Source organism: Halomonas alkaliantarctica (genome assembly GCF_029854215.1).
Classification (GTDB): Bacteria; Pseudomonadota; Gammaproteobacteria; order Pseudomonadales; family Halomonadaceae; genus Vreelandella; species Vreelandella alkaliantarctica_A.
On the sequence record NZ_CP122961.1, the window covers coordinates 2,409,047 to 2,433,225 of the forward strand.

At 54.8% G+C, this 24,179-nt stretch carries 21 protein-coding genes; 13 read left to right on the forward strand and 8 right to left on the reverse strand.

The genetic code is table 11. The annotated features are described in order from the left end of the window. Positions 1–2: 2 nt before the first annotated feature. Together QEN58_RS11025 and mpl are read right to left on the reverse strand one after the other, a co-directional pair. Complete coding sequence (locus QEN58_RS11025; RefSeq protein WP_280103712.1) at positions 3–647, reverse strand: flavin prenyltransferase UbiX; 645 nt, start codon at positions 645–647, stop codon at positions 3–5. Continuing rightward, positions 644–2,053 (reverse strand): UDP-N-acetylmuramate:L-alanyl-gamma-D-glutamyl-meso-diaminopimelate ligase, encoded by a 1,410-nt coding sequence (gene mpl / locus QEN58_RS11030; protein ID WP_280103713.1) that lies wholly within the window; start codon positions 2,051–2,053, stop codon positions 644–646. The genes QEN58_RS11025 and mpl overlap by 4 nt, the downstream gene beginning before the upstream one ends. A gap of 275 nt (positions 2,054–2,328) precedes the next feature. On the opposite strand from mpl, the gene QEN58_RS11035 reads away from it, so the two are divergent. Further along, complete coding sequence (locus QEN58_RS11035; RefSeq protein ID WP_022523151.1) at positions 2,329–2,715, forward strand: glutaredoxin family protein; 387 nt, start codon at positions 2,329–2,331, stop codon at positions 2,713–2,715. 68 nt (positions 2,716–2,783) lie between these two features. Here QEN58_RS11035 and QEN58_RS11040 read toward each other — a convergent pair whose 3' ends face one another. Further along, positions 2,784–3,305 carry a hypothetical protein gene (locus QEN58_RS11040; protein ID WP_280103714.1) on the reverse strand — a complete coding sequence of 174 codons (522 nt, stop codon included), beginning with the start codon at positions 3,303–3,305 and terminating at the stop codon, positions 2,784–2,786. 298 nt (positions 3,306–3,603) lie between these two features. On the opposite strand from QEN58_RS11040, the gene QEN58_RS11045 reads away from it, so the two are divergent. The 7 genes from QEN58_RS11045 (at position 3,604) to pepQ (ending at position 11,775) form a co-directional block, all read left to right on the forward strand. After that, a complete protein-coding gene (locus tag QEN58_RS11045; RefSeq protein ID WP_280103715.1) occupies positions 3,604–5,184 on the forward strand; it encodes an ABC transporter substrate-binding protein in 1,581 nt (526 codons plus the stop codon). A gap of 189 nt (positions 5,185–5,373) precedes the next feature. Next, positions 5,374–6,423, forward strand: a complete 1,050-nt coding sequence (locus tag QEN58_RS11050; protein ID WP_280103716.1) for an ABC transporter permease — start codon at positions 5,374–5,376, stop codon at positions 6,421–6,423. Next, entirely contained in the window at positions 6,420–7,376 is a 957-nt protein-coding gene (locus QEN58_RS11055) for an ABC transporter permease (protein WP_280103717.1), read from the forward strand. The genes QEN58_RS11050 and QEN58_RS11055 overlap by 4 nt, the downstream gene beginning before the upstream one ends. Before the next feature lie 7 nt (positions 7,377–7,383). After that, on the forward strand, positions 7,384–8,400 hold the full coding sequence (locus QEN58_RS11060; protein ID WP_009287009.1) for an ABC transporter ATP-binding protein: 1,017 nt from the start codon (positions 7,384–7,386) through the stop codon (positions 8,398–8,400). After that, on the forward strand, positions 8,397–9,470 hold the full coding sequence (locus QEN58_RS11065) for an ABC transporter ATP-binding protein (protein WP_280103718.1): 1,074 nt from the start codon (positions 8,397–8,399) through the stop codon (positions 9,468–9,470). Before QEN58_RS11060 ends, QEN58_RS11065 begins: the two co-directional genes overlap by 4 nt. 49 nt (positions 9,471–9,519) lie before the next feature. Next, complete coding sequence (locus tag QEN58_RS11070; RefSeq protein ID WP_280103719.1) at positions 9,520–10,431, forward strand: LysR family transcriptional regulator; 912 nt, start codon at positions 9,520–9,522, stop codon at positions 10,429–10,431. A gap of 45 nt (positions 10,432–10,476) precedes the next feature. Beyond that, positions 10,477–11,775, forward strand: coding sequence for a Xaa-Pro dipeptidase (gene pepQ / locus QEN58_RS11075; RefSeq protein WP_280103720.1), 1,299 nt, complete (start codon positions 10,477–10,479; stop codon positions 11,773–11,775). Between the two features lie 118 nt (positions 11,776–11,893). Here pepQ and QEN58_RS11080 read toward each other — a convergent pair whose 3' ends face one another. The 3 genes from QEN58_RS11080 to QEN58_RS11090 form a co-directional block, all read right to left on the reverse strand. Further along, on the reverse strand, positions 11,894–12,484 hold the full coding sequence (locus QEN58_RS11080) for an OmpW/AlkL family protein (protein ID WP_280103721.1): 591 nt from the start codon (positions 12,482–12,484) through the stop codon (positions 11,894–11,896). A 534-nt stretch (positions 12,485–13,018) separates the two neighbouring features. Then, entirely contained in the window at positions 13,019–14,089 is a 1,071-nt protein-coding gene (locus tag QEN58_RS11085) for a 2,3-butanediol dehydrogenase (protein WP_280103722.1), read from the reverse strand. Positions 14,090–14,104: 15 nt separating this feature from the next. Beyond that, positions 14,105–15,919: an NAD(P)/FAD-dependent oxidoreductase gene (locus QEN58_RS11090; RefSeq protein ID WP_280103723.1), complete on the reverse strand. Its 1,815-nt coding sequence runs from the start codon at positions 15,917–15,919 to the stop codon at positions 14,105–14,107. Between the two features lie 288 nt (positions 15,920–16,207). Between QEN58_RS11090 and QEN58_RS11095 the strand changes: the two genes are divergently transcribed. The 3 genes from QEN58_RS11095 (at position 16,208) to QEN58_RS11105 (ending at position 20,339) form a co-directional block, all read left to right on the forward strand. Further along, positions 16,208–18,190, forward strand: coding sequence for a sigma-54-dependent Fis family transcriptional regulator (locus QEN58_RS11095; protein WP_280103724.1), 1,983 nt, complete (start codon positions 16,208–16,210; stop codon positions 18,188–18,190). A gap of 109 nt (positions 18,191–18,299) precedes the next feature. Next, a complete protein-coding gene (locus QEN58_RS11100; RefSeq protein ID WP_280103725.1) occupies positions 18,300–19,154 on the forward strand; it encodes an AAA family ATPase in 855 nt (284 codons plus the stop codon). A 3-nt stretch (positions 19,155–19,157) separates the two neighbouring features. Continuing rightward, positions 19,158–20,339 carry a vWA domain-containing protein gene (locus tag QEN58_RS11105; RefSeq protein ID WP_280103726.1) on the forward strand — a complete coding sequence of 394 codons (1,182 nt, stop codon included), beginning with the start codon at positions 19,158–19,160 and terminating at the stop codon, positions 20,337–20,339. A 52-nt stretch (positions 20,340–20,391) separates the two neighbouring features. Here QEN58_RS11105 and QEN58_RS11110 read toward each other — a convergent pair whose 3' ends face one another. After that, a complete protein-coding gene (locus QEN58_RS11110; RefSeq protein ID WP_280103727.1) occupies positions 20,392–20,955 on the reverse strand; it encodes a hypothetical protein in 564 nt (187 codons plus the stop codon). A gap of 170 nt (positions 20,956–21,125) precedes the next feature. Here QEN58_RS11110 and QEN58_RS11115 point away from each other — a divergent pair, with 170 nt between their 5' ends. After that, complete coding sequence (locus tag QEN58_RS11115) at positions 21,126–21,524, forward strand: RidA family protein (RefSeq protein WP_280103728.1); 399 nt, start codon at positions 21,126–21,128, stop codon at positions 21,522–21,524. Here QEN58_RS11115 and QEN58_RS11120 read toward each other — a convergent pair. Continuing rightward, entirely contained in the window at positions 21,496–22,950 is a 1,455-nt protein-coding gene (locus tag QEN58_RS11120; RefSeq protein WP_280103729.1) for a cobyric acid synthase, read from the reverse strand. The two genes, QEN58_RS11115 and QEN58_RS11120, sit on opposite strands and share 29 nt — an antisense overlap. A 202-nt stretch (positions 22,951–23,152) precedes the next feature. Here QEN58_RS11120 and QEN58_RS11125 point away from each other — a divergent pair, with 202 nt between their 5' ends. Next, entirely contained in the window at positions 23,153–24,175 is a 1,023-nt protein-coding gene (locus QEN58_RS11125; RefSeq protein ID WP_280103730.1) for a substrate-binding domain-containing protein, read from the forward strand. Positions 24,176–24,179: the final 4 nt, after the last annotated feature.

Genomic DNA, 24,179 nt, shown 5'->3' on the forward strand with positions numbered 1-24,179 from the left:
GTTCAGTCATCCTTATCTCCGACCTCACCCCAACGAGGCACCAGCGCATGCTCGATACCTAACTGGTTGAGGATACGCGCCACAATAAAATCAATCAGATCATCAATGCTTTGCGGGCAGTGATAAAAACCTGGGGCTGCCGGTAAGATGACCACGCCCAAGCGGCTCAATGCCAGCATGTGCTCCAAGTGAATCGGTGAAAACGGGCTTTCCCGCGGCACCAACACCAGCGTTCTGCGCTCTTTAATCGCCACATCCGCCGCCCGCTCAATCAGGTTATTGCTCGCGCCCGTTGCAACGGCTGAAAGCGTCCCGGTTGAACACGGGCACACCACCATGGCAGACGGCGCACCTGAGCCTGACGCCACCGGCGCCATCCAGTCTTCGCGGCCAAAGCAGCGAATCTGTCCGGGCCGCGCCCCGCTGCGCTCACTCAGCGCCTCGACTAAGCGCTGTGGCTGGGCGGGCAACTCAATATCGGTTTCCGTGGCAATCACCATGTGCGCGGCTTTCGAAATCATGACCCATACTTCATGACCTGCGGCGACTAAAACATCGATCAAGCGCAAGCCGTATTGAGCCCCCGATGCGCCGGTGAGCGCCACGGTAATCGGCCTTTTGAACGCTGCGTCAGCTCTATCCGTCACGCTTTACCCTCCTTGGCAGCGGCTAACGCGGCGAGCAGGCGTTCATGCACGCCCTCAAAGCCACCGTTGGACATCACCACAATACGGTCTAGTGGTGACGCTTGTGTAACCACCGCTGCCACCAACGTATCGATATCGCTAAATAGCTGGGCATGCGCCCCTTGCGTGGCGACCAGTTCTTCCATCGACCAGTCGAGCCCAGCGGGCTGGAACCAAAATACGCCATCAGCGTCAGCCACGCTCTCGATTAACCGCTCGCGCAGGGCGCCTAAACGCATGGTGTTCGAGCGCGGTTCGATGACCACCAGCAGGCGTCCTTTAATGGTGGCCGCACGTAGCCCTTTGAGCGTCGCGGCAATCGCCGTGGGATGGTGGGCGAAATCATCGATCACCTGGATGCCATTGATTTCACCGCGCACTTCCTGGCGCCTTCTGGGTGTTTCAAAGCGCGCCAGCGCCGCACAGCCACGGGCTAAATCAACCCCACACAAATGCGCCGCCGACAGCGCTGCCAGCGCATTGCGGGCGTTATGCTCGCCGGTCAGCGCCCACTCGACGACCCCGTCCTCATCTTGGCCATTTGTATCCTGACCGGGCTCCCCACCGCGATAAATCACCTGGAAGCGACTGGCGTCGTCGCGCTCTAATTTCAGCTGCCACTCGCTCTTATCCTGATCACCAAAGTGCGCTACCGGTGTCCAAGCACCCTGGCTCAGCACGCGCTCAAGGGCGGGCTGCTCATCGGCAACTAATAAGTGGCCTTGGCTTGGCACGGTACGCACCAGGTGATGGAACTGGCGCTCAATGGCGGCCAAGTCGGGGAAGATATCGGCGTGGTCATACTCAAGGTTGTTGAGTATGGCGATATGCGGACGGTAGTGAACAAACTTGGAACGTTTATCGAAGAACGCCGTGTCGTACTCGTCAGCTTCCACCACAAACGGCGCTTGCGGATCTCCCAAGCGCGCCGACACGCCAAAATTGCGCGGCACGCCGCCAATTAAAAACCCCGGTGCTAAGCCACCACTCTCTAACAGCCAAGCTAATACGCTTGCGGTAGTGGTTTTTCCGTGAGTACCCGCCACGGCAATGACGCGTCGCCCAGGCAGCACGTGCTCAGCCAACCACTGCGCCCCCGAGGTATACGGCAGGCCGCTATTGAGTAGCGCCTCAACCTCTTCATTGCCCCGTGACAAGGCGTTGCCCACAACGACAATATCCGGCGCTGGCGACAGATGCTCGGCGTGATAGCCCTCCATTAAGGTGATGCCCGCATCAACCAACTGGGTGCTCATGGGTGGGTAAACATTCTGATCGGAGCCACTCACTTGGTGCCCCATTTCACGCGCCAGCAGTGCCAGGCTACCCATAAAGGTGCCGCAAATACCCATAATATGCAGATGCATGGCTTTCGCCCCGTTAATCGCCAGTAAACTAATTTACTAAAAGCCAAAAAAATGGCGTAAAAATAACTAAACAGTTTAAAAATAGCTAAGCAGCCTAGCATGTTGACTCTATTTGCTCATCTACTCATCGCCATAAACGGTGACCAAGTGCCCCCTCAAGTGACAAATCCCTTTAGTTGTTGCAGGATGCGGCCACTGTTTATTAACAATGACTATCTCTTTCTTTCCACTCGCCACGCTGATGTAAGCCAACACATCAGCATAGGAGCCTATCGATGCGCATTTTAATTCGCTATTTTTTCCGCGGCCTTCGCTTGGTGCTCGCCCCGGTCATGCTGATTTCCGAGAAGCTCTCCACACCGAAGTCAGTAGAGCGAACGCCTGAAGAGCAAGCCAAGGTGGATCAAGCGTGCCAGAACCTCGCGCTGTACCAATTTCGCACCTGCCCCTTTTGCATCAAGGTGCGCAAAGAGATCGCGCGACTGGGTTTAAACATTGAGGTACGTGATGCTCAGCTTGACCCTGCGCATAAGCAGGCACTCTTAGAAGGGGGCGGCAAAGTCAAAGTGCCCTGCTTGAGAATCACCCACGACGATGGGCGTGAGGAGTGGATGTACGAATCTGACACTATCAATGCCTGGCTGCACCAGCAGTTTGGTTAAATGCTTTTAATGGACATGGATAGCCACTTAGGACTTTTCACCAGGTCGGCAAACGTCGACCTGGAGGATTAGAACTCGACTTTTTGCGCCTCGACATCGAACGCCACGTCGATCTCAATGCCTTCTTCCGGGCTTGGCGTTTCGCCTAGTTCGACTTGCAACGCCATCACTCCCTCTATCTTTCCAGCGACATGAACCGTTTGGCTGGAGCGTTCATAGTGCGTTAGCGTTACTGTCACTTCTCCGCCGTCAGAGGTGAATAACGGCGGGGAAATAGACGCCCCCCCAATCGAGTAAAGCACGACTGAATTGATCAACTGCTCTTCGTTCAAGGTCAGGCTAATCGAAAGCGCCTCTTCGCCTTCCCACACCTCATCGTCAACTGAGCCCGTGATATCGATATTGATATCGTCGCCTAACTCTACGAATGAAGCATTTGAGTCCCTGCCATGACTTAAAATAAACCACTCGCGTTGCTCACCATCCAACGACCCCACTATTTCCGGGGTGGGTTGGTCTGCGTGCTCAGTGGCATTACTACTGACAGGTAGCCAAAAAGCGATCAGCATTATTCCAATTTGTTTCCTCATAAGACTTTTTCTTCCTGTTAGGTTTATCTTTTTACTTGCGACTTTCGTCTTAAAGAACGCCCTCAGCGTGCCGCTATTAGCCCCATCATTCAGTAGACGAATGATGCCTGTCATTATTTCGATTGTATGACGCGATAGGCACTCTCTATGTTGTAAGCCTAGGTTGTGCGCTTGTGTTGTAAATAGGCTTACCAACTGACCGTGTCTGTTTTACTGACGCTTTCCTGACGGGAAGGCTGCTTCTAGCCAAGAAAGCGGCGGTAAAACGAACAATAAACAATGACCTAAGGGAACGATAATGACGCTCAAGAAAACCTTACTGGCTTCCGTTATTGGTGTAGTGTTTGCGGGTACAACGTTACTGCCGATGGCCGCAAGCGCTGAAACGCTACGCATTGGCTACGCTGCCGACCCTGAAACCCTCGATATCCATGAGCAGCTTTCTGGCGGCATGCTGCGCTTCTCTCACTTAGCATTTGACCCGTTGGTACGCTGGACAAAAGATTTTGAGTTTGAACCGCGCTTAGCCACCGAGTGGGAACAGGTCGACGAAACCACCATGCGCATGACCTTGCGCGAAGGCGTTACCTTCCACTCCGGCAACGAATTCACCGCCGAAGATGTGGTTTGGACCATTGAGCGTCTGAAAGAGAGCCCTGACTATCGTGCTATTTTTGAGCCAGTGGCCAGCGCCGAAGCCGTTGACGACTACACCGTTGAGATCGTCACCAGCGAACCTTACCCACTGCTACTCAACCTAGCTACCTACATCTTCCCGCTGGATAGCAAATTCTATAGCGGCGAAACCGACGATGGCAGCGACAAAGCTGAAATCATCAAGGCCGGTAACTCCTATGCTTCGCGCAATGTTTCCGGTACCGGCCCGTTTATCGTCACCGACCGTCGCCAAGGGGTCCGCGTTGACTTCAAACGCTTTGAAGATTACTGGGATACTGAAAGCGAAGGCAACGTTACCGACATCGTGCTGACGCCCATCGCTGAAAACGCATCACGAGTAGCTGCTCTGCTCTCCGGCGGCGTCGACTTTATTGATGCCGTACCGCCCAATGACTTGGATCGCGTAAGCGAAGCAGATGGTGTCAATCTCATTGAGATTGACGGCACGCGTATCATTGGCTTCCAGATGAACGAAGAGCGCGTTGAAGCCTTCCAGGATGCCCGCGTCCGCCAAGCGGTTGATTTGGCAATTAATCAGGAAGCCATTGCCGACCGTTTAATGCGTGGATTTGCTAACCCAGCGGGTCAATTCTCACCTGAGGGTTACTCAGGCCATAACCCAGACTTAACGCCGCGCTACGACATTGAGCGCGCCAAAGAGCTAATGGCCGAAGCGGGCTACGAAGACGGCTTTAGCGTTGAAATGATTGCACCTAATAACCGCTACGTTAACGATGCCCAGATTGCCCAGGCGGTCGCCAACATGCTGGCGCAAATCAATATTGACGTTGACCTGCGTACCATGCCGCTGGCCCAGTACTGGCCTGAGTACGATACCCGCCAGTCAGATATGGCGATGATCGGCTGGCACGCGGATACCGAAGATACCGCTAACTTCTTCCAGTATCTAACCTTCTGCTTTGATGAAGAGACGGGTGCTGGCCAGTACAACTACGGTGGCTACTGCAACGAAGAGATTGACGCACTGGTAACTGAAGCGGATAGCGAAACCGACCTAGAAAAACGCAATGAAATGCTGCGTGAAGCCGAAGCGATGCTCTATGAAGACACTGGTTTCATCATGTTGCATTGGCAGAACCTGGCTTATGCCGCGGCTGACGGCGTTGAAGCAGAGCCCGTTGTCAACGCTATCGACTTCCCCTACCTGGGTGACTTGGTGATTAATCGCAGCGATGACTAAGCATTAACACCGCTGATTAAGTGCCTTGCATTAAATCAAAAGAGTCACTTACGCATTAACCGCAAGGATGCTTCGCTCCCTAAGCGTTTAGGGGGCGAAGCCTTTTGTATGGCGGTTCTAGGCTGAGAGAACTCTGCATAACATGCCCCTACTTCCTTTGATGAACCCTTCACATAGGTGGCGTACGCCATGATTGCCTTTTTAATCAAGCGGCTGATGCACGCAATTTTGGTGATGTTTGTCATCAGCGTGCTGGCCTTCGCCATTCAGGATAACCTGGGTGACCCCGTACAGCAGATGGTTGGCCAGTCGGTGCCGGAAAGCGAGCGTGAAGCAATTCGCGAGCGTTTAGGCCTCAATGACCCCTTCCTGGTGCAGTACGTTCGTTTTGCTAAAAACGCCGTGCAAGGTGATTTTGGCTACTCGTACTTCTATCGCGAACCGGCGTTAGAAGTTATCGCTCGCCACTTACCCGCCACCCTGGAGCTGGTATTTGCTGCGACGTTGATTATTGTGCTGTTTTCAGTCCCTATAGGTGTGTACAGCGCTATCAAACCGCGCTCACCGATTTCACGCCTTTTTATGGGTGTGTCGATTGTCGGCATTTCGATTCCGGTGTTCTTGACCGCGATCGTACTAATTCAAATCTTCGCCATTGGCGTCACCGTCACGCTGTTCCCAGAAAGTACCGGCTGGGGCGCATGGCTAAACGACTTCTTCTCCACCGAAGGCAATATGCCTTCCTTCGGCCGTGGCTATGACCTCGTTAACGTGGTGGGTAACTGGGATACCAACCTAGCCACCTGGAACGGTTTGCAGCATCTCGTATTACCGGCGGTCTCATTGGCCTCGATTATGCTACCGCTGTTTATCCGCCTGATTCGTGCCGAAATGATGGAAGTCATGCAGTCGGAGTACGTGAAGTATGCCCGCGCGAAAGGGATCTCTATGCGCCGGGTTTATTTCGTTCACGCGCTCAAAAACACCATGCTGCCCGTTATTACCGTGGGGGGCGTGCAGATCGGCACCATGGTGGCCTACACCATTTTGACCGAGACCGTTTTCCAATGGCCTGGCATGGGCTTGATGTTTTTGGATGCTATAAACCGCGCCGATATTCCGCTGATTGTGACCTACCTGATGATTGTCGGCGTTATTTTTGTGGTCACCAATACGATTGTGGATCTGATCTACGGTCTGGTGAACCCCACCGTTAAACTGACTGGGAAGCCCGCATGAGCACCACAAACAATTCCTCCCAAGCGAGCGTTTCACCCAGCCGCTGGGAACGTCTGCGCGACTCCTACATGTGGTACAGCTTCAAACGCGATTATACCGCCCAGCTCTGCTTGGCCGTGTTTATTTGCATGGTCATCGCTGCCTTTGCCTCACCGCTGCTGGCGCCCACGAACCCTTACGACCTCTCTCAAATCGACATTATGTCATCTGAACTGCCGCCCTTCTGGATTGATGGCGCCGATGACCGTTACGCCTTGGGCACCGACGCCCAGGGGCGCGATTTGTGGTCAGTTGTGCTATATGGCACCCGTGTCTCGCTGCTGATTGGTTTCGGTGCGGTTATTTTGCAGGCGCTCATAGGGGTCACCTTTGGCCTAATGGCGGGCTACCTGGGCGGTCGTGTCGATACGATATTGATGCGCCTGGCAGACATTCAGCTCTCCTTCTCGACGCTGATGGTCGCTATCGTGGTGGGCGCTTTGGTCAAAGCGACCATGGGCAGCGCCTTCTATAGCCAGTACGCGGTGATGATGCTGATCCTGATTATCGGCCTGGCCGAATGGCCCCAGTATGCCCGCACCGTGCGCGCCTCAGTGCTGGCAGAGAAAAACAAAGAGTATGTTGACGCCGCCCGCGTGATGGGTTTGCGCAGCAAACGGATTATGTTCCGCCACGTGCTGCCCAACACCATGTCACCAATCTTTGTTATCTCCACCGTACAGATCGCCAACGCGATTATCTCTGAAGCGGCGCTGTCGTTTCTGGGACTGGGGATGCCAGAGACCCACCCCTCGCTTGGCTCACTGATCAAATCGGGCTTTGACTACATCCAGTCCGGCTCCTGGTGGATCACCTTGATCCCGGGCGCAGTTCTGGTGGTGCTTGTGCTGTCGATCAATCTACTTGGCGATTGGCTGCGTGATGTCATGAACCCACGACTCTATAAAGGCTGAGGACACCATGGCACTACTTGAAGTCAACAACCTCGATGTCCGTTTTGCGCTGCGCCAGGGAGAAGTACACGCCCTGCGCGATATCTGTTTCAGCCTTGAGCGCGGTGAGCGCCTGGGTATTGTCGGTGAGTCCGGCGCAGGCAAATCGGTTGCCGCGTTTTCACTGCTCAACTTGATCGCCAAGCCGGGCTTTATCGCTGGCGGTACTGTGACGTTTGACGGTCAGGTGCTTAACCGCATGTCTGAACGTGGCCTGCGTAAAGTGCGCGGCAACCGTGTTTCGATGATCTTTCAAGACCCAATGATGACGCTGAACCCGGTGCTCTCCATTGGTGAGCAAATGGTTGAGTGCTTAAAAGCGCACCGGCGCATTTCCTCTAAGGAAGCTCGCGCGATTGCCCTGGACAAACTGCAGCAGGTGCAAATCCCTTCGCCGGAAACGCGTCTGGATCAATATCCTCATGAGCTTTCAGGCGGTATGCGCCAGCGGATTATTATCGCCATCGCCCTACTGCTTGACCCGGACATTATCATTGCCGATGAGCCCACCACGGCGCTCGACGTGACCATTCAAGCCGAGATTATGGCGCTACTGCTTGATCTCTGCGAGCAGCACAATGTGGGGCTTATCCTGATCACCCACGACCTGGGTGTGGTCAGCCAGGTCACCCAGCGCATGTTGGTCATGTACGCGGGACGAGTCATTGAGCAGGGCCCGACGCGGGAGATTATCAACGATCCGCAGCACCCTTACACCCAGGGGTTAATCAACGCTCTGCCCCAGATGGCAACGCCGGGTGAAAAGCTCAATCAGATTCGTGGCAGCATGCCGTCGCTCTCTAATCTGCCCAGCGGTTGCGCGTTTCATCCGCGCTGCGATTTTATCAATCGTGCCGATGGTCAGCCCCGCCCCGCTTGCACGCAGCAGGTGCCTGAATTCGTCGAATCCGGCAACTGCCGTGTAGCGTGTCATATGGTGGCTGAAATGCTTGAAGATCGCCGTTTGAAGGAGGAAACCTCATGAGTGCGCACGCTGAGGCTATAACGGGCAGCTATAATCCTACCCCCCGACAGAACGAAGAGAGCGCAGATTCACTGCTGCAGATCCGCGATCTGAAGAAGCGCTTCTCCCTCTCTGGGGATTTCCTTGATCAGTTGCGTTTTAAGGGCGGCAAGCTGGTTCGCCACCAAGAGCACGTTCATGCCATTAATGGCGTGAATCTGGATATCAAACGCGGCGAAGCGCTGTGCGTGGTTGGTGAGTCGGGCTGCGGTAAATCCACCGTGGCACGAACCGTTATGGGGCTGCTGACCCCAACAGAGGGAGAGATACGCTACGACGGCAACCGCATCGATAATTTGAGTTCGCGTCAACTGCTGCCGTATCGCAAGCGGATGCAGATGATCTTCCAAAACCCTTATGCGTCGCTCAACCCGCGTATGACCATTCAGCAGACCTTGGAAGAGCCGCTGCGCCTGCACCACCCAGATTGGAAACGGCCGCAGATTCTCGACAAGGTAGAAGAAGTGATGCGCTCGGTAGGCATCGACCCGGATTGGGGCAAGCGCTTTGGCCACGAATTCTCCGGCGGCCAGCGTCAGCGTATTGCCATTGCCCGTGCCCTGGCCGTTGACCCTGAATTCATCGTTGCCGATGAGCCTATTTCTGCGCTTGACGTCTCGATTCAAGCCCAGGTGCTCAACCTGTTGATGGAAGCCCAGCAAGAGCGCAATCTGACCTATCTGTTCATTACTCACGACCTGGCCGTCGTAGAGCACTTTGGCACCCGCGTGGCGGTGATGTACTTAGGCACGGTATGTGAAATTGCCACCACGGCGACGCTGTTCGATAAGCCACGCCACCCCTATACCCAAGCGCTGCTCTCGGCGATTCCACGTTTGAAGGACGACCGTCCGCAGCATATTCGTCTCACCGGCGAGGTGCCGACCCCTGTTAACCTGCCTAGCGGCTGCGTTTTCCATGGCCGCTGCCCGCATGCCAATGCACGCTGTAAGCAGGAGATTCCCGCGCTGCAAACACAGGATGACGGAACCCGAGTGGCGTGCCACGCTGTTGAGGAGGGGCGCCTATGAAGCGGGTGTCATATTCGACACAGCGAACCCAGGCGCTGAGAGGTAGAGCATGGAAATTCGCTGGCTAGAAGATTTTATTGCCCTGGCCAGAACACGGCACTTCTCACGCGCAGCAGATGATCAAAACGTTACGCAGCCTACCTTCTCCCGACGGATTAAACTGCTTGAGGAGGAGATGGGTGTAACGCTGATTAATCGTCAAACGCTACCGCTTTCGCTCACCCCGGCGGGGGAGGAGTTTTTGACCCTGTGCGAACAGGTGACCGAACGAGTGCGTCTGACCCGTGACCGTGTGCGCGAAATTAACGCCGGCCAGCAGAGGCGCATTATGGTCGCAGCGCCGCAAAGTTTGCTGCCTCAATTTTTACCTGAATGGCTGGCGTCTACAGGGTGGCAAGATCGCGTACAGCCGTATTTACGGGCAACCGGCTGGGTGGCCAACGACTACTTTCAAGCCTTAGCACGTGCCGAGTGCGACCTGGCTATCTGCTACTGGCCGATTGGGCGCTGCGATCTGGATATCGACACCAGTGCCTGCAACTATCGTGTGATTGGTCATGAAAGACTGATTCCAGTGACTGGTTTAAGCCCAGAGGGAGAGCCGCGCGCACTGCTGCCAGGGTCGCGCCCTCGGCCATTGCCTTGGCTTGCCTACCCAAAGCGTGGACTGTTGGGGTCTGCGGTTAAAGCACACTTGGCCAGACTCTCCCAAACTACCTATTTAACCGCGCAGAGTGAAAACCTTTACGCGGCGGGTATTAAAGAGCTGGTGCTACTTGGGTACGGCATGAGCTGGCTGCCCGAGCGCAACGTCGCGGCAGAACTTGCCCAAGGCACGTTGGTAAGAGCGGGCGATAGTCGCTGGGATGTGCCCATGGAACTACGCCTATACCGCCATCAAAATCATCGTCATGCGGAGCTGGATAGCCTCTGGAGCGAACTGGCGCCGCCCCGTGCATGAACCCGCATTTGATAAATGCTTACTTAAGAGAGGGCACAGTTTTGTATGTCAACCACCCTATTTAACCTGCAACGCGATCACATAGCGCACCTTCAGCGTGCTTATTCGGGTATTTTAACCGACCACGGGTTTGATAGTCTGGCAATTTACAGTGGTCATACCAGCGTACATTTTGCTGATGACCACGCCCCCCCTTTTCAAACCTACGGGCATTTTATGCACTGGGTAGGTTTAGCCGATGTGCAGCATAGCTGGTTGATTATTCAGCCAGAAAAGCGCCCACAGCTGTACTTGTATGCGCCCGCCGATTTTTGGCACTTGCCTACCCACCTACCCGAAGAGCCATGGGTAGAAGCGTTTGATATCCATTTATGCAGCGAGAAAATCTCCCCACCGCTTTCGGGAAAGGCTGCCGTTATTGGCGACATTGAGCGTCTTGCCTCCAACATCCAGCAGGCGCTAAAAGCAGAGCATCATCCTGAGCGAATAGTCCATGCTCTTGATGAACTACGGCTGTTTAAAACGCCCTATGAAATCGCCTGTCTCCGTGAAGCCAACCGTTTAGCGATAGCGGGCCATCAGGCAAGTCAGGCCGCGTTTATTGGTGCATCCGGTGAGCTGGATATTCAGTTGGCTTACCTGGGTGCCAGTCGTCAGCGCGAGTCAAATGTGCCTTACCAAAATATTATTGGTTTAAATGAGCATGCAGGCGTGCTGCATTATCAACACTACGACCTTACCGCGCCTAAACAGCGCTACAGCCTGCTAGTGGATGCGGGTCGCCGCTTTCGAGGTTACTGCGCTGATATTACCCGCACTTATGCTGGCCCTGATGCACCCGTGGCGTTTGGCGAACTGGTCACCGCCATGCATGGGCTGAAAGATGAGTTAGTCAAAGGCGTAGCCCCGGGGGTTAGCTTTGTGGCACTGCACGAACAGATGCACCACCACCTGGGTGAAATATTAGTGGCTAACGATCTTTTTAAAGGCTCCGCCGAACAAGCGGTTGCCAAAGGCGTTACGCGGGCATTCTGTCCTCATGGGCTAGGGCACTCTCTAGGTCTTCAAGTGCACGATGTGGCTGGATTACGTCACTCAGATGGTACTCCCGCCCCTGCGCCAGAGCAGCACCCAGCGCTGCGGCTTACGCGCACGCTGCGCCCTGGCATGGTCGTTACCATTGAGCCTGGACTCTATTTCATCGCTATGCTTCTGGCACCACTGCGCAACACCTCACTGCCCATTAACTGGCGTTTGGTCGACCAACTCTCACCCTGCGGCGGCATTCGCATCGAAGATAATGTGGCGGTGACGGAGAGTGGTTTTAACAACCTGACACGCTGAGCGATTTAGCGATGCTTTCAATTGCCTCAAACGAGCAACGCCCGGCACAAGGCCGGGCGTTGATTGATTGCCAAGTACCAAACGCTGTTTAAGCAAATGGTTCTTAAACAAATAAAGCTTAGAAGCGGTAAGTAACACCACCGCCAACGGTGACGGGCTCGATGTCGACTTCACCACCAACATTGATATCCGAATTCACATCAGCGTAGCTTGCGTAACCATTAAGCATGATGTTGTTGGTTACGGCCAGATCAATACCGACTTGACCGATAGCACCGTAGCTCTCTTCAATGCTCACACCACTAGGCTCGCCGGAGAAACGCGTGTAGTTGAGGCCAGCACCGACATAGGGCTGTATACGTGAATCCAGGCCGCCCATCGGGTAATAGTTAACTAATAGGTTAACCGGGAGACGATCAACGCTACTGTTAAGTGAACCGACGCTAATATCGTGCTCAAACTTCTCTGAGCTATTCAGTTCAACGCCGACTTTGTCGGTAAACAGGTAGCCAGCACCGAAAGTGAATCCTCGTGCATCGTCTACACTTAGTGGAGCACCAGCCACGTCACCATTATCTGAACCCGCATCCGTTTGGGCAACGCCGCCACGAACAAACACATCACCAGCGTTATAAGCAAGGACCGCTTGACTTGCCAGTGCGAAGCTAGCGGTGATAACAGCGGCAGAAATCAGTTTCATGTTACTCATCAGGGTCATCCTCTATATGCAGCGCAGTTCCTTGCGCTTGGGATTGCGGTAGTTGCTATCCAACTTTCCTATACAGCATATATTATACGAACACTGTTTCCAAATTGCTTGTAAAATATTGTTATAAGAAACTATCCCCCTGATAGTTTTTCTATGCATACAAGTCAGGCATGAAATCCAGGCATAAAAAAAGGTCCCCCGGAGGGGACCTAGGTGGAGCACGCCAGCTCACTCGGTTTATCGCTACTCTTACTCTTAATTAGCGATGTAGATGAAGAAGGGAGAGAAGCTTTACGTCGTCAGTTAGATACTGGACCTAGCCAATCTATTCACTCATCCTTTGCCATATACATTGCGATCTGCGTGCCATTTTTTTAAATATAACTAAAAATCAAACACTTAATAAAAACTCATTCGCCTAACATCAGCCTCCGACGCACTGCAGCAAACAAAATGCACCAGCATTGCGCACTTTGCAGTCTTTTTGCATCACAAAGAATCATATGCGTTTGTTTATGCTTTGGAATCCTCAGATTAGTGATTGGGTGTAACGATAATTTTCACTTGGGCTTTGTCGTTTAGCAGCGCCTCAAAGCCCTCCTCCACGATATCCGCCAGTGGAATACGCTGAGTAACCATGTCCTCAACCCGGAAGTAGCCTCGCTGCATCAGCGCCATTACCGCGGGGTAAACATGGCGATAGGCAATAATACCCTTCATGGTGCGCTCTTTGATGACTAGATCGTTAGGCTGAAAGCTGGCCTCTCCTTCCCAAATACTCACCACCACTACTTCACCCCCTTCGTGGGTGCTGTGCAGCGCCTGATTCAGCACGGCAGGAATACCGGTCACTTCAAACGCCACGTCCACCCCACCACCGCTCAAGGCTTGTAGCTTCGTAACCGCGTCCTCCTGCTGAGGGTCAACTACAATGGCCCCTAACGCTTCAGCTTTGGCTTTCCGCGAAGGTGCGACCTCAACAGCATATATTTGAGCAGCACCTGCGGCTTTTAGCGCTTCTATGGTCATCAAACCAATCGGCCCCGCGCCAAAAACTACCGCGCTATCCCCTGCTTTCAGGCAGCTTTGGCGCACCGCATGCAGCGCTACCGCCGCGGGCTCTACCAGAGCGCCCTGCTCGAAGCTGAGATCATCCGGCAGTTGGTGCACCATATGCTCACCCATCACGGTGAACTCAGAAAAGCCGCCGCCACCGCCCGAAAGGCCGTGAAACCCCAGCAAGGGCGTGAGGTTGTAGCGCTCCATCTGGTAAGCGCCGTCCTTGTTGGGGGAAAGGATCGGCTCAATGGCCACGCGGTCACCTACCTTCACCCGCGTTACTTTCTCGCCGATCTCTACCACTTCCCCAGCGAACTCATGGCCCATAATGATCGGCGCCTGTTCGCCGCTAATGGGGTGCGGCTTGCCTACTGGGATAAAAATCGGCCCGGCGGCATACTCGTGCAAGTCACTGCCGCAAATACCACAGGCAGCCACTTTCACCTTCACCTCATGGGGGTCGCTGATAGTGGGAACCGGCACTTGCTCGACACGTAAATCTTTTGCTGCGTACCAAACTGCTGCCTGCATGCTTGACTGACTCATGGATTACCCTTCCTTTTAAGACGTATGATGAACCGGCTGCAGACCGTAGACAGGCGTTTCCAGCCCCTCCATGCGTGCCTTTAACTGCAGCGCCAAATAGTGTGAGTAGTGCCGCGACTGGTGCAGGTTGCCGCCATGGAACCACAGCGCCTCTTGCTGGGTGGGTTTCCACATATTACGCAGCTCGCCCTCCCAGGGGCCGGGGTCTTTGGTGGTGTCGGAGCCCAGGCCCCAGCATTTGCCGACTTTATCCGCTACCTCCTGGGAGATAAGCCTGGCCGCCCAGCCGTTCATTGATCCGTAGCCGGTGGCATAGACAATTAAGTCAGCCTCTAGCTCACTGCCATCCGAAAGCGTGATGGAGTTTGGGTTGATCCGTTCGATACCTACGCCGCTGCGCAGCTTGATATCCCCGTTGGCCACCAGATCGCAGGCGCCTACATCGATGTAATACCCCGAGCCCCGGCGTAGATACTTCAAAAACAGCCCGGAGTCATCGTCCCCGAAATCGAGCAGAAAGCCCGCATCCTCAAGCCTCTGATAAAACTCGGCGTCGCGCTGTTTGATTGCCTCAAACGCCGGACGCTGAAAGTCTGGAAGCACCTTGTAGGGGATCGAGGCAAAAATCAGATCAGCCTTTTCGTGAGTTAAGCCACTGGCAACCGCCTCTTCGGAGTAGAGCGGCCCCAGCACTTCCTCCATCAAAGAGTCTGACTTCACGATATGAGTGGATGAACGCTGCAGCATGGTCACATCGGCGTCGTGCTCCCAGAGGGCCGCGGCAATATCGTGAGCAGAGTTATTCGAGCCCAAAATCACGCATTTCTTGCCCGCATAAGCATCTGGCCCAGGGTGCTGACTGGAGTGCTGCTGCTCGCCAGCGAAGCTCTCTGCGCCGGGAAATGTCGGTACATTGGGCATCCCGGACATTCCGGTGGCCATCACTAACTGCTTCGGGCGTAGCGTGATCTCTTCACCGTTGCGCTTAACATTTACCACCCACTCGCCTGCGGCTTCATCGAAGCGCGCATTCTGACACTCTGTGGAACTCCAATAATTGAGCTCCATCACCTTTGTGTACATCTCAAGCCAGTCGCCCACCTTGTCTTTAGGTGCAAACACCGGCCAGTTTTCTGGGAAAGGAATATAGGGTAGGTGGTCGTACCACACCGGGTCGTGCAGGCAGAGAGATTTATAGCGCTTGCGCCAGGAGTCCCCTGCGCGCTCGTTGCGCTCTATGATGATGGTCGGAACGCCCATCTGCTTCAGACGCGCCCCGAGACCAATCCCTCCTTGGCCACCGCCAATGATCACGCAATAAGGTTGTTGGGTATAGCCAAGCTCTGCCTCTTCGCGCTCTCGTGACTCTAACCAGGTTTCACGCTGTTTATTGGCACCGTGCTCTGCTCCTTTTGGCCGGTTGTGCTTACGCGGTTCGGGGTAATCATGAAGCGACTGCATAGTGGTTAGTAGCGTCCAGCATTTGCCATCTTTCAGACGCAAGTAGCCTTTGCCGCTGGCGACGGCTGTCTCGAAGGTAAACCACGCCTCGCTAATATCACCGTTCTGGGTGGCTTCACCTTCTAGCAACCAGTTCGAAGGACGCACGTTCTCCAAGGTGGCATTGAGCATGGCCTGAATAGCATCTTTTCCCTCACAGGTTTTTAAATTCCAGGTAAAGGTTACAAAGTCGCGCCAGTAGCACTCCTCATTAAATAGCGACAAAACACGCTGAATATCCTGGGCTTGCAGCGCTTTATCAAAATCATTTAGCCACCCTTGAACAGTGGCCGTAGCGGTTTGCTGAGTTTGTGCCGGTATCTCGGACATAGCGGGTACTCCATCGTTTGTTTTTGTTGAATTGCTGGTGAGACACCCACCCCTAAGCACCCGTCGTGCCAAAACGCACATGACAAAAATAACTAACTGAAAAATATAATTATTTAACAAAACGAAGCAGCGATAAGGCGTAGCGAGGGCGCGTACACCTGTCACACTGTTTACAGCCGGGTGTTACAGGTGTAACGCTCGACTAACGGCGTAATAGCACTGCGTTGACACCCACGCCAAAGCGCATAGGCTGGAAGGACAATAACAATCGCCACGGTGAACCACGCCATGCCTACTCAATCGCCCCTGCCTGCGCGGCTGCCATCCGTCCAGCGCCAGCATATCGAGCATATTTTCCAGCTTGGCGAAGGCCTGGAAGTTCCGCAGCTACCGGCCCAGCAAACCATTCGGCGTTCCTGGCTGCGCTGCCTAAACGAGTACCGGCTCGATCCTACCCAGCCACGCCCTGCCCGGGTGGTACCCCAGCAAATCCTGATCGAGCACCGAGAATCGGTTGATGAACTACTGCACGTGGCAAGAGCCGGGGTTGACCAGCTCTATCAACAAATCGCCCAGCTAGGCTATGTACTGTTACTCACCGACCACCGCGGCATTACCGTCGAGTTTCGTGGCGACCCCAACCAAGACCAGCAACTGCGCAAAGCGGGCCTCTACCTTGGTGCCGATTGGGACGAACGCTTTGCGGGCACCTGTGCCGTGGGCACCTGCCTGCATGATCGCCAAGCGATTATTTGCCACCGCCAGGAGCACTTCGACGCGTCGCATATTTCGCTTACATGTACCGCCGCGCCGATTGCCGATCCGCAAGGTAACGTCATGGCCGTGCTGGATATCTCCGCGCTGCAATCGCCTACCCAGCATGAGAGCCAAAATTTTAGCCTCTCGCTGGTGACGCTGTACGCACGCATGATCGAGGACGCCTATTTTCTGCAGCGCTACCGTGACTGCCTAATGGTGCGCCTGGATACCTCGCGAGAGTTCGTACATGTAAACGGGCGCGGACTCATCGCTATTGAAGAGAACGGGCAGGTGATTGCTGCCAACGCAGTGGGCCGTAATCTGATAGAAGAACACCAGCGCCGTTGGCCACCTTGGTCAGCCCATCACACCCCTGTGCTGGGGGAGCTATTCGAGTGCGAGATCGCTGATGTACTCAGCATTAATAGCGCCACCGACGATCAACTGCGTGCTTTTCGCGCCAGGGTCGACAACACCATTTACTTTATTAGCCTGCTGGAGCCGCGCCGCCCTCGACCTGCACAGCAAGCGCAACCTCTCCCCTCCAGCCTGCCGGAACCACTGGCACGCCTCGGTGCCGACGACCCCGCTATGCGCAAAGTGCAGAAGCTGGCTGAGCGGTTGCGCAACGAAGCCAGCGTCAATGTGCTGATTAGCGGTGAAACCGGCACCGGCAAAGAGGTCGTTGCCCGAGCCCTACATGACAGCGGCAACCGATCTAAAGGGCCGTTTATCGCAGTGAACTGTGCTGCTATTCCCGAAGCCCTGATCGAAAGCGAGCTGTTTGGTTACGAGCCCGGCGCCTTTACCGGTGGTCGCGCCAAAGGCATGCGTGGGCTCATCCCCCAAGCCCACGGCGGCACGCTGTTTCTAGATGAAATCGGCGATATGCCGCTGGCCCTGCAAACCCGCCTGCTGCGCGTACTGGCCGAGCGAGAAGTGATGCCATTGGGTGCCAATAAGCCTGAGAAGGTTGATATTCGGGTGATTACCGCCACCCATCGCAATATCGATGCGATGATCCAGCAGGGCGAGTTCCGCGAAGATCTCTATTACCGCCTTAATGGCGCTCAACTGCGCCTGCCCGCGCTACGCGACCGCGCCGATAAGCTCTACGTTATCCGCCGCGTATTTGACGACATCATCCAAGAACGCGCCTCCAGCCAAACACCCCGCCTGCGGGCCGATGCTATCAGCGCCCTGCTTGCCTACGCCTGGCCTGGTAATATCCGCCAGTTAAAGAATGCGCTGGCCTTTGCACTGGCCACCACAGAAAGCGAGGAAATCACCGTTCATGATTTACCCGAGCAGTGCCTAAGCCAGCGCATAACGCGGCAGATACCTCCCCTGGCTGCAGACGCGGGTAGAGACAGCGATCACACACTGCTGGAAATGCTCAAGGAGCAGTGCTGGAACATTAGCGCCGTTGCTCGCGCGCTCGGGGTTTCTAGGCCCACGGTATACCGGCAAATGCAGCGCCAGGGCATAGTGCCGCCAAATTGGCAGGGCTAAGCGCCAATCCGTTAATCCGCTAGTTGGCCTTGGGGTTTACCCTCACGTACACTTGTTTGAATCCATTTATTCTTTTATAACCCCGCTTTCGACAAGCCGAGGCTCACCCATGGCGTTTGATTCCACTTCTTCCTATATCGCGACCGATGCGCTTAAGCAGGCGGTGAATGCTGCCGTGGTGCTTGAGCGGCCGCTGTTAATCAAAGGCGAGCCGGGCACCGGCAAAACCCTGCTGGCCGAAGAGTTGGCCGAGTCTCTCGATACTCAGTTGATCACCTGGCATATCAAATCCAGCACCAAGGCGGCCCAGGGTTTATACGAGTACGATGCCGTCAGCCGCCTGCGCGACTCTCAGCTTGGCGTTGAAGGCGTGGAAAACGTCGCCAACTACATCAAGCCCGGCAAGCTGTGGGAAGCCTTTACTGCCAACGAGCGCGTAGTGCTGCTGATCGACGAGATCGATAAAGCCGATATCGAATTCCCCAACGACCTGCTTCAAGAGCTGGATCGTATGGAGTTCCACGTTTACGAAACCGGCGAAACCATCCGTGCAGAACAGCGCCCGATTATCGTTATTACCTCGAATAATGAAAAAGAGCTGCCGGACGCGTTCCTACGCCGCTGCTTTTTCCACTATATCGAGTTCCCCGACCGCGAGACCATGCAGGCGATTGTCGATGTTCACTTCCCGGATATCGCCCCCCGGCTGGTCAGCGAAGCCCTAGAGGTATTCTTTGAGCTTCGTAAAGCGCCCGGCCTCAAGAAAAAGCCTTCCACGTCAGAACTCGTCGATTGGCTCAAGCTACTGATGGCTGACAATATTGCTCAAGAAGCACTCTACAACCGTGATCCGGCCAAAGCGTTGCCGCCCATGGCCGGCGCACTGGTCAAAAACGAGCAGGATACCCAACTGCTTGAACGCCTGGCGTTTATGATTCGTCGCCAGAAAGGCACAGGCCGCTAAGCCATGTTTATTGGCCTATTTGAAACGCTCAAGCGCGCGGGCGTCCCGGTGTCGCTACGCGAGCTGCTGGATCTTCACGCCGTGGTGGAGCGCGGTGTCGTGTTCGCCGACATGGAAGCCTTCTATCAGGTGGCCCGCACGGTGATGGTCAAGGATGAACGCCACTTTGACCGCTTCGATCGTGCCTTCGCCGCCTGGTTTAAAGGTCTCGAGGACATGGACGCCGCCATTGAGGCGCTGATTCCCGATGACTGGCTCCGCCGGGAATTTGAGAAACAACTAACGGATGAAGAGAAAGCCAAGATCGAATCCCTGGGCGGCCTTGAAGAGCTCATCGAGACGTTTAAAAAACGCCTGGAGGAGCAAAAAGAGCGCCACGCGGGGGGCAATAAATGGATAGGTACCGGCGGCACCAGCCCCTTTGGCGCCTACGGTTATAACCCGGAAGGCATTCGCATCGGTCAGGATGGCTCTCGCCACCGCAGGGCCACCAAGGTCTGGGACGAGCGACGCTTCCGCGATTACGATGATTCTCTGGAATTAGGCACGCGCAATATCAAAATGGCGCTGCGTCGCCTGCGCAAGTTTGCCCGCCAAGGGGCATTAGATGAGTTCGACGTGGACAGCACCATCCGCGAAACTGCCAAGGACGCCGGGTTACTCAACGTACAGATGCGCCCTGAACGCCATAATGCCGTTAAAGTATTGCTGTTTTTAGATGTGGGCGGCTCGATGGATGACCATATTCGCGTCTGCGAAGAGCTGTTTTCTGCAGCCCGCTCAGAGTTCAAGCATCTGGAGCACTACTACTTTCATAACTGCCTTTACGAAGGGGTTTGGCGTAACAACATGCGCCGAGGGAATGAACGCATCCCGACCATGGATGTTTTGCACACCTACGGTGCGGATTACCAGGTAGTGATTGTCGGCGATGCGGCCATGTCGCCCTATGAAGTTACCCACCCAGGCGGCAGTGTTGAGCACTTTAACGACGAAGCGGGCAGCGTTTGGCTTAAGCGTTTATGCGACACTTTTCCACGTCTGGCGTGGCTGAACCCTTTGCCACCACGTGCCTGGGAGTACACCTACTCAACTAATCTCATACGAGAGATTATCCAAGACCGTATGTACCCCATGACGCTTGAGGGGCTGGAAACGGCCATGCGCGAACTAGCGAAGAAGTAGTCGGCTTATCAGGGCAAGCGTAATAGTTAATCAGAGGTGTCCTAACGGGCCATTAAAGCGTTTGTGGAAAATCGTTCAAACCCTTCAAAAATGCCTGTTTAGCCTCTTCAAACGCCTTCGGGTCATGTTTAAAGCGGCGTAAAATGAGCGCTTCATCCAAAGCCAGGGTGGGTGCCAGTTCGCGAACGTTTTTAGCAGGGTGGCGAGCGCCTAGGCCTATGCGCTTGCCATCAGTTCCACCAAACCAGCGCTTAATGCCACTTTTTTGATAGAACGCTTCTTGTTCGGCGTCATCCACTTCGACACGTAGCGGCGCTTTCAGAGTCAGCTCGCTGACCAATCGCTGCTTGGCATCTGCTTGGTCAAGTGCACAGGCGTGGGTCACCGTCATTCCCTCGCCCTCTTCATCCAGCACTAGCAGCGCCAGCGCTTGAGGTTTACCCTGGCCGTCAACAGCAGCAAAAAGTCGCGCGGCTTCTTGCGGAAAAAACACACTGCAGGTGCCGGTGAAAACGACCAGCGGCGTAAGCCCCGCCTGTTGCCCGTATACCTCAGCGCATAATCGCGCCAGACAGGCGTTGCGCTGGGCCTCTGCGTTAACGTGTACGACCTTCATTTGAATCATCCTCACCGACTAAAAACCCGCAAGCCTAGAGTAATTATCACCGTTTTGACAGCGCGATGTGCCTCACGCGACCTCCATTCATTGTTACTGATACTGAACACCACTGTTAACAACCTGTCGAAGAGAACTATAAGCGTGAACATCACTTAGAAGGAGCTAGTATGCCCACCTTTATGAATGACCCTACCATGCCCACACCAAGCTTCCCCGGTAGCCACATGGTAGTCGATGATCACTATGTGTTTATTTCAGGACTGACCGTTGCCGACCTCTCTAACGGCCATGCCGCCCGAGGCGATGTTAAAGAGGAGACTCGCCTTGTGATGCGCGCACTCTCGCGCATGCTTGAAATGGAAGGCGGCAGCTTAGCGGATATAGTGCGGGTGGATATCCACCTCACGGATCTACACGCCATCCAAGACATGGACAGTGTTTACGCAGAGCACTTTGAACCTGGCCGCTACCCTGCCCGCACCTGCACCGAATCCCCGAACCTCTACGGTGGAAGCAGTATTGAAATCACTGTGATGGCTAAGCGCCAGCTTCAATCAGAGCAATAACCGCCTCAATATCAATGTGGGCTTCCAGCATATCGGCTAAACGGTCAAGCTCACGCTCTCGGTGAGCTTGATAGTCACTCTTATCAGCATTAATCAGGCCGAGCTGCTTCAAGAGGGCTTGGCAGGCTTCTGGATGGTCAAATAACCCATGCAGGTAGGTGCCGATAATTTGGCCATCTTTGCTAACGGCACCTTCCGGGCATCCCTTTAAATCAAATAGCGGCGAACTAAGCGCTGCACCATCGCTTACGCCGTTATGGATTTCATAGCCTGTAACGGTAGCGCCCTCCGCCACCGTTAAACCATTCACATTGCGCAGTTGCTTACCCGCCACCATCCGAGTGGTAAGGGGAAGCAGCCCTAATCCTGCTACTTTTTCAGTTTTCCCCTCCAAACCGTCAGGGTCATCTACCCATTCCCCCAGCATTTGGAAGCCGCCGCAAATACCCAGTACTTTGCCGCCATAGCGTAAGTGACGCTGGATTGCCTTATCCCAGCCCTGGCGTTTCAACCATTCAAGATCACTGGCAGTACTTTTACTGCCGGGCAGAATGATCACATCGGCGGCGGGTATCGGCTGGTCTGACCCCACGAAGGTCAGCGACACCTGTGGGTGCAAACGCAGTGGGTCGAAGTCAGTGTGGTTACTGATGCGCGGTAGAGCGGGAACGATCACGTTAAGCGTCTGGCTGGCTTTTTCGCCTTGTGTTAAGCCAATGCTGTCTTCTGCATCGAGTACCAACCCCTGCAGATAAGGCAATGTTCCAAATACGGGTTTTCCAGTGCGCGCCTGCAACCACTCGAGCCCAGGTTTTAGCAGTGCTAAGTCGCCGCGAAAGCGATTGATAATAAAGCCCTTGGTGCGCGCCTGTTCGCTCTCGCTCAATAGCGCCAGCGTACCTACCAATTGGGCAAATACCCCACCGCGATCAATATCACCGACGAGTAATACTGGGCAGTCAGCCGCTTCGGCAAAGCCCATATTGGCAATGTCGCCCTCGCGTAGATTGATTTCAGCAGGGCTACCTGCCCCCTCGGCAATAATCACGTCAAAGCGGTTTTCCAACGCCTGCCATGCCGCCAATACGCTCTCTTTCGCAGTGCGTTTATAGGCATGGTAATCGAGCGCATCCATATGGCCATGGACTTTGCCGCGTAAAATCACCTGGGCGCCACGATCCGTTTCTGGTTTTAACAGTACCGGGTTCATATCACTGTGGGGCGCTAAATAGCAGGCTTGGGCCTGTAACGCCGTGGAACGGCCAATCTCGCCGCCATCCTCCGTTACGGCGCTATTCAGCGCCATGTTCTGGGGTTTAAACGGCGCCACTGATATTCCTCGCCTTGCCAGCGCGCGGCAAAGGGCAGCCACCACGGTGCTTTTACCCGCGTCCGAGGTGGTGCCTTGAATCATCAATGTGGCCATAGAGTGGTCTCGCCCAGGTGAACAAGAGCAAGACTTTAGCGGGAGGCGCTAAGGGGCGCAATGTGTTCAATCTCCGCTCAAGCCACCCTGCCCCCTAAATAATCAAAAATACTTTTAAACGCCATCAATTTGTCATATGCCGTCTTTAGGCTAACGACTGATAAATGAGATCGATCTCATTGCATTAATAACAGGTATTCGCATGGCAGATTTACTCAGTGTGGCCAAACTCGCCGGGGTTTCCCGGGCAACTGCGGCGCGGGCTTTTTCAAGCCCCGATTTGGTCCGCTCAGCGACTCGCGAAAAAGTGTTTAACGCTGCCCAGCAGCTGGCGTTTAGGCCTAATAAAGTCGCTCAGCAGCTACGCTCGCAAGCCACGCAAATGATTGGCGTGATGGTGCCCAGTCTCGATAACCCGGTGTTTGCCGAGCAACTACAAGCCATGGAAGTGGCTGCCCGTGCTGCTGGTTACTCACTGATCGTTACCACCAGCGAATATTCGTCCAGCCGGGAGGGTGACATTGTTGAGGAGATGCTGCGCCAGCGCGTGGACGGTCTGATACTTACCGTGGCAGAAGCAGATAACAGCGCTGTGCTGGACAAGCTACGTTTGGAAACCACCCCTTGCTTGCTGGTCTACAACCCGCCTGGAAGCAGCGGTTTCCCCTCGGTCGGCGTCGATAACCGTGCCGCCAGCGCCGATGCCACCCGTCACTTAATCAGTCTGGGCCATGAGCGAATTGGCATGGTCGCCGGCCCGCTACTGCAGTCAGACCGTGCCCGGCAGCGCTTTGACGGTTACTGCCACGCTATGGGCGAGGCCGGTCTGATCGCCCGCCCGCTGGTTGAGATGGCCCGCCATACCCAGGCTGACCTGGCAAGCCTAACACCAGCACTACAAGGGCCAGACACTCTCAGCGCAGTGATTTGTACCAATGATCTGCTCGCCATCAGCCTGATGGGCGAACTGCAACGCGCAGGCTTTAACGTGCCTGGCGACCTTTCAGTGATGGGCTTTGACGGTATTGCCTTAGGCAAGCACCTCTACCCGTCGCTCTGCACCATTGAACAGCCTCGCGCCAAGATCGGGCGCGCGGCTGTTCACACCTTGCTAGCCATGATTCGGGGAGAAGAATGCACACTTGCTCCCCTGCCCCACGCACTGCGTAAGGGCGAAAGTGTCGGAATCCCGGCATCCCGTAAGTCCATGTTAGGCACTTCATAGAGGA

Bases quoted from the DNA above. Each gene is read 5' to 3' on its own strand.
- QEN58_RS11055 (WP_280103717.1), top strand. From the start codon at position 6,420: ATGAGCACCACAAACAATTCCTCCCAAGCGAGCGTTTCACCCAGCCGC.
- QEN58_RS11035 (WP_022523151.1), top strand. From the start codon at position 2,329: ATGCGCATTTTAATTCGCTATTTTTTCCGCGGCCTTCGCTTGGTGCTC.
- QEN58_RS11090 (WP_280103723.1), bottom strand. From the start codon at position 15,919: ATGTCCGAGATACCGGCACAAACTCAGCAAACCGCTACGGCCACTGTT.
- QEN58_RS11085 (WP_280103722.1), bottom strand. From the start codon at position 14,089: ATGAGTCAGTCAAGCATGCAGGCAGCAGTTTGGTACGCAGCAAAAGAT.
- QEN58_RS11065 (WP_280103718.1), top strand. From the start codon at position 8,397: ATGAGTGCGCACGCTGAGGCTATAACGGGCAGCTATAATCCTACCCCC.
- QEN58_RS11105 (WP_280103726.1), top strand. From the start codon at position 19,158: ATGTTTATTGGCCTATTTGAAACGCTCAAGCGCGCGGGCGTCCCGGTG.
- QEN58_RS11040 (WP_280103714.1), bottom strand. From the start codon at position 3,305: ATGAGGAAACAAATTGGAATAATGCTGATCGCTTTTTGGCTACCTGTC.
- QEN58_RS11100 (WP_280103725.1), top strand. From the start codon at position 18,300: ATGGCGTTTGATTCCACTTCTTCCTATATCGCGACCGATGCGCTTAAG.
- QEN58_RS11070 (WP_280103719.1), top strand. From the start codon at position 9,520: ATGGAAATTCGCTGGCTAGAAGATTTTATTGCCCTGGCCAGAACACGG.
- pepQ (WP_280103720.1), top strand. From the start codon at position 10,477: ATGTCAACCACCCTATTTAACCTGCAACGCGATCACATAGCGCACCTT.
- QEN58_RS11095 (WP_280103724.1), top strand. From the start codon at position 16,208: ATGCCTACTCAATCGCCCCTGCCTGCGCGGCTGCCATCCGTCCAGCGC.
- QEN58_RS11050 (WP_280103716.1), top strand. From the start codon at position 5,374: ATGATTGCCTTTTTAATCAAGCGGCTGATGCACGCAATTTTGGTGATG.
- QEN58_RS11080 (WP_280103721.1), bottom strand. From the start codon at position 12,484: ATGAGTAACATGAAACTGATTTCTGCCGCTGTTATCACCGCTAGCTTC.
- mpl (WP_280103713.1), bottom strand. From the start codon at position 2,053: ATGCATCTGCATATTATGGGTATTTGCGGCACCTTTATGGGTAGCCTG.
- QEN58_RS11120 (WP_280103729.1), bottom strand. From the start codon at position 22,950: ATGGCCACATTGATGATTCAAGGCACCACCTCGGACGCGGGTAAAAGC.
- QEN58_RS11115 (WP_280103728.1), top strand. From the start codon at position 21,126: ATGCCCACCTTTATGAATGACCCTACCATGCCCACACCAAGCTTCCCC.
- QEN58_RS11045 (WP_280103715.1), top strand. From the start codon at position 3,604: ATGACGCTCAAGAAAACCTTACTGGCTTCCGTTATTGGTGTAGTGTTT.
- QEN58_RS11125 (WP_280103730.1), top strand. From the start codon at position 23,153: ATGGCAGATTTACTCAGTGTGGCCAAACTCGCCGGGGTTTCCCGGGCA.
- QEN58_RS11110 (WP_280103727.1), bottom strand. From the start codon at position 20,955: ATGAAGGTCGTACACGTTAACGCAGAGGCCCAGCGCAACGCCTGTCTG.
- QEN58_RS11060 (WP_009287009.1), top strand. From the start codon at position 7,384: ATGGCACTACTTGAAGTCAACAACCTCGATGTCCGTTTTGCGCTGCGC.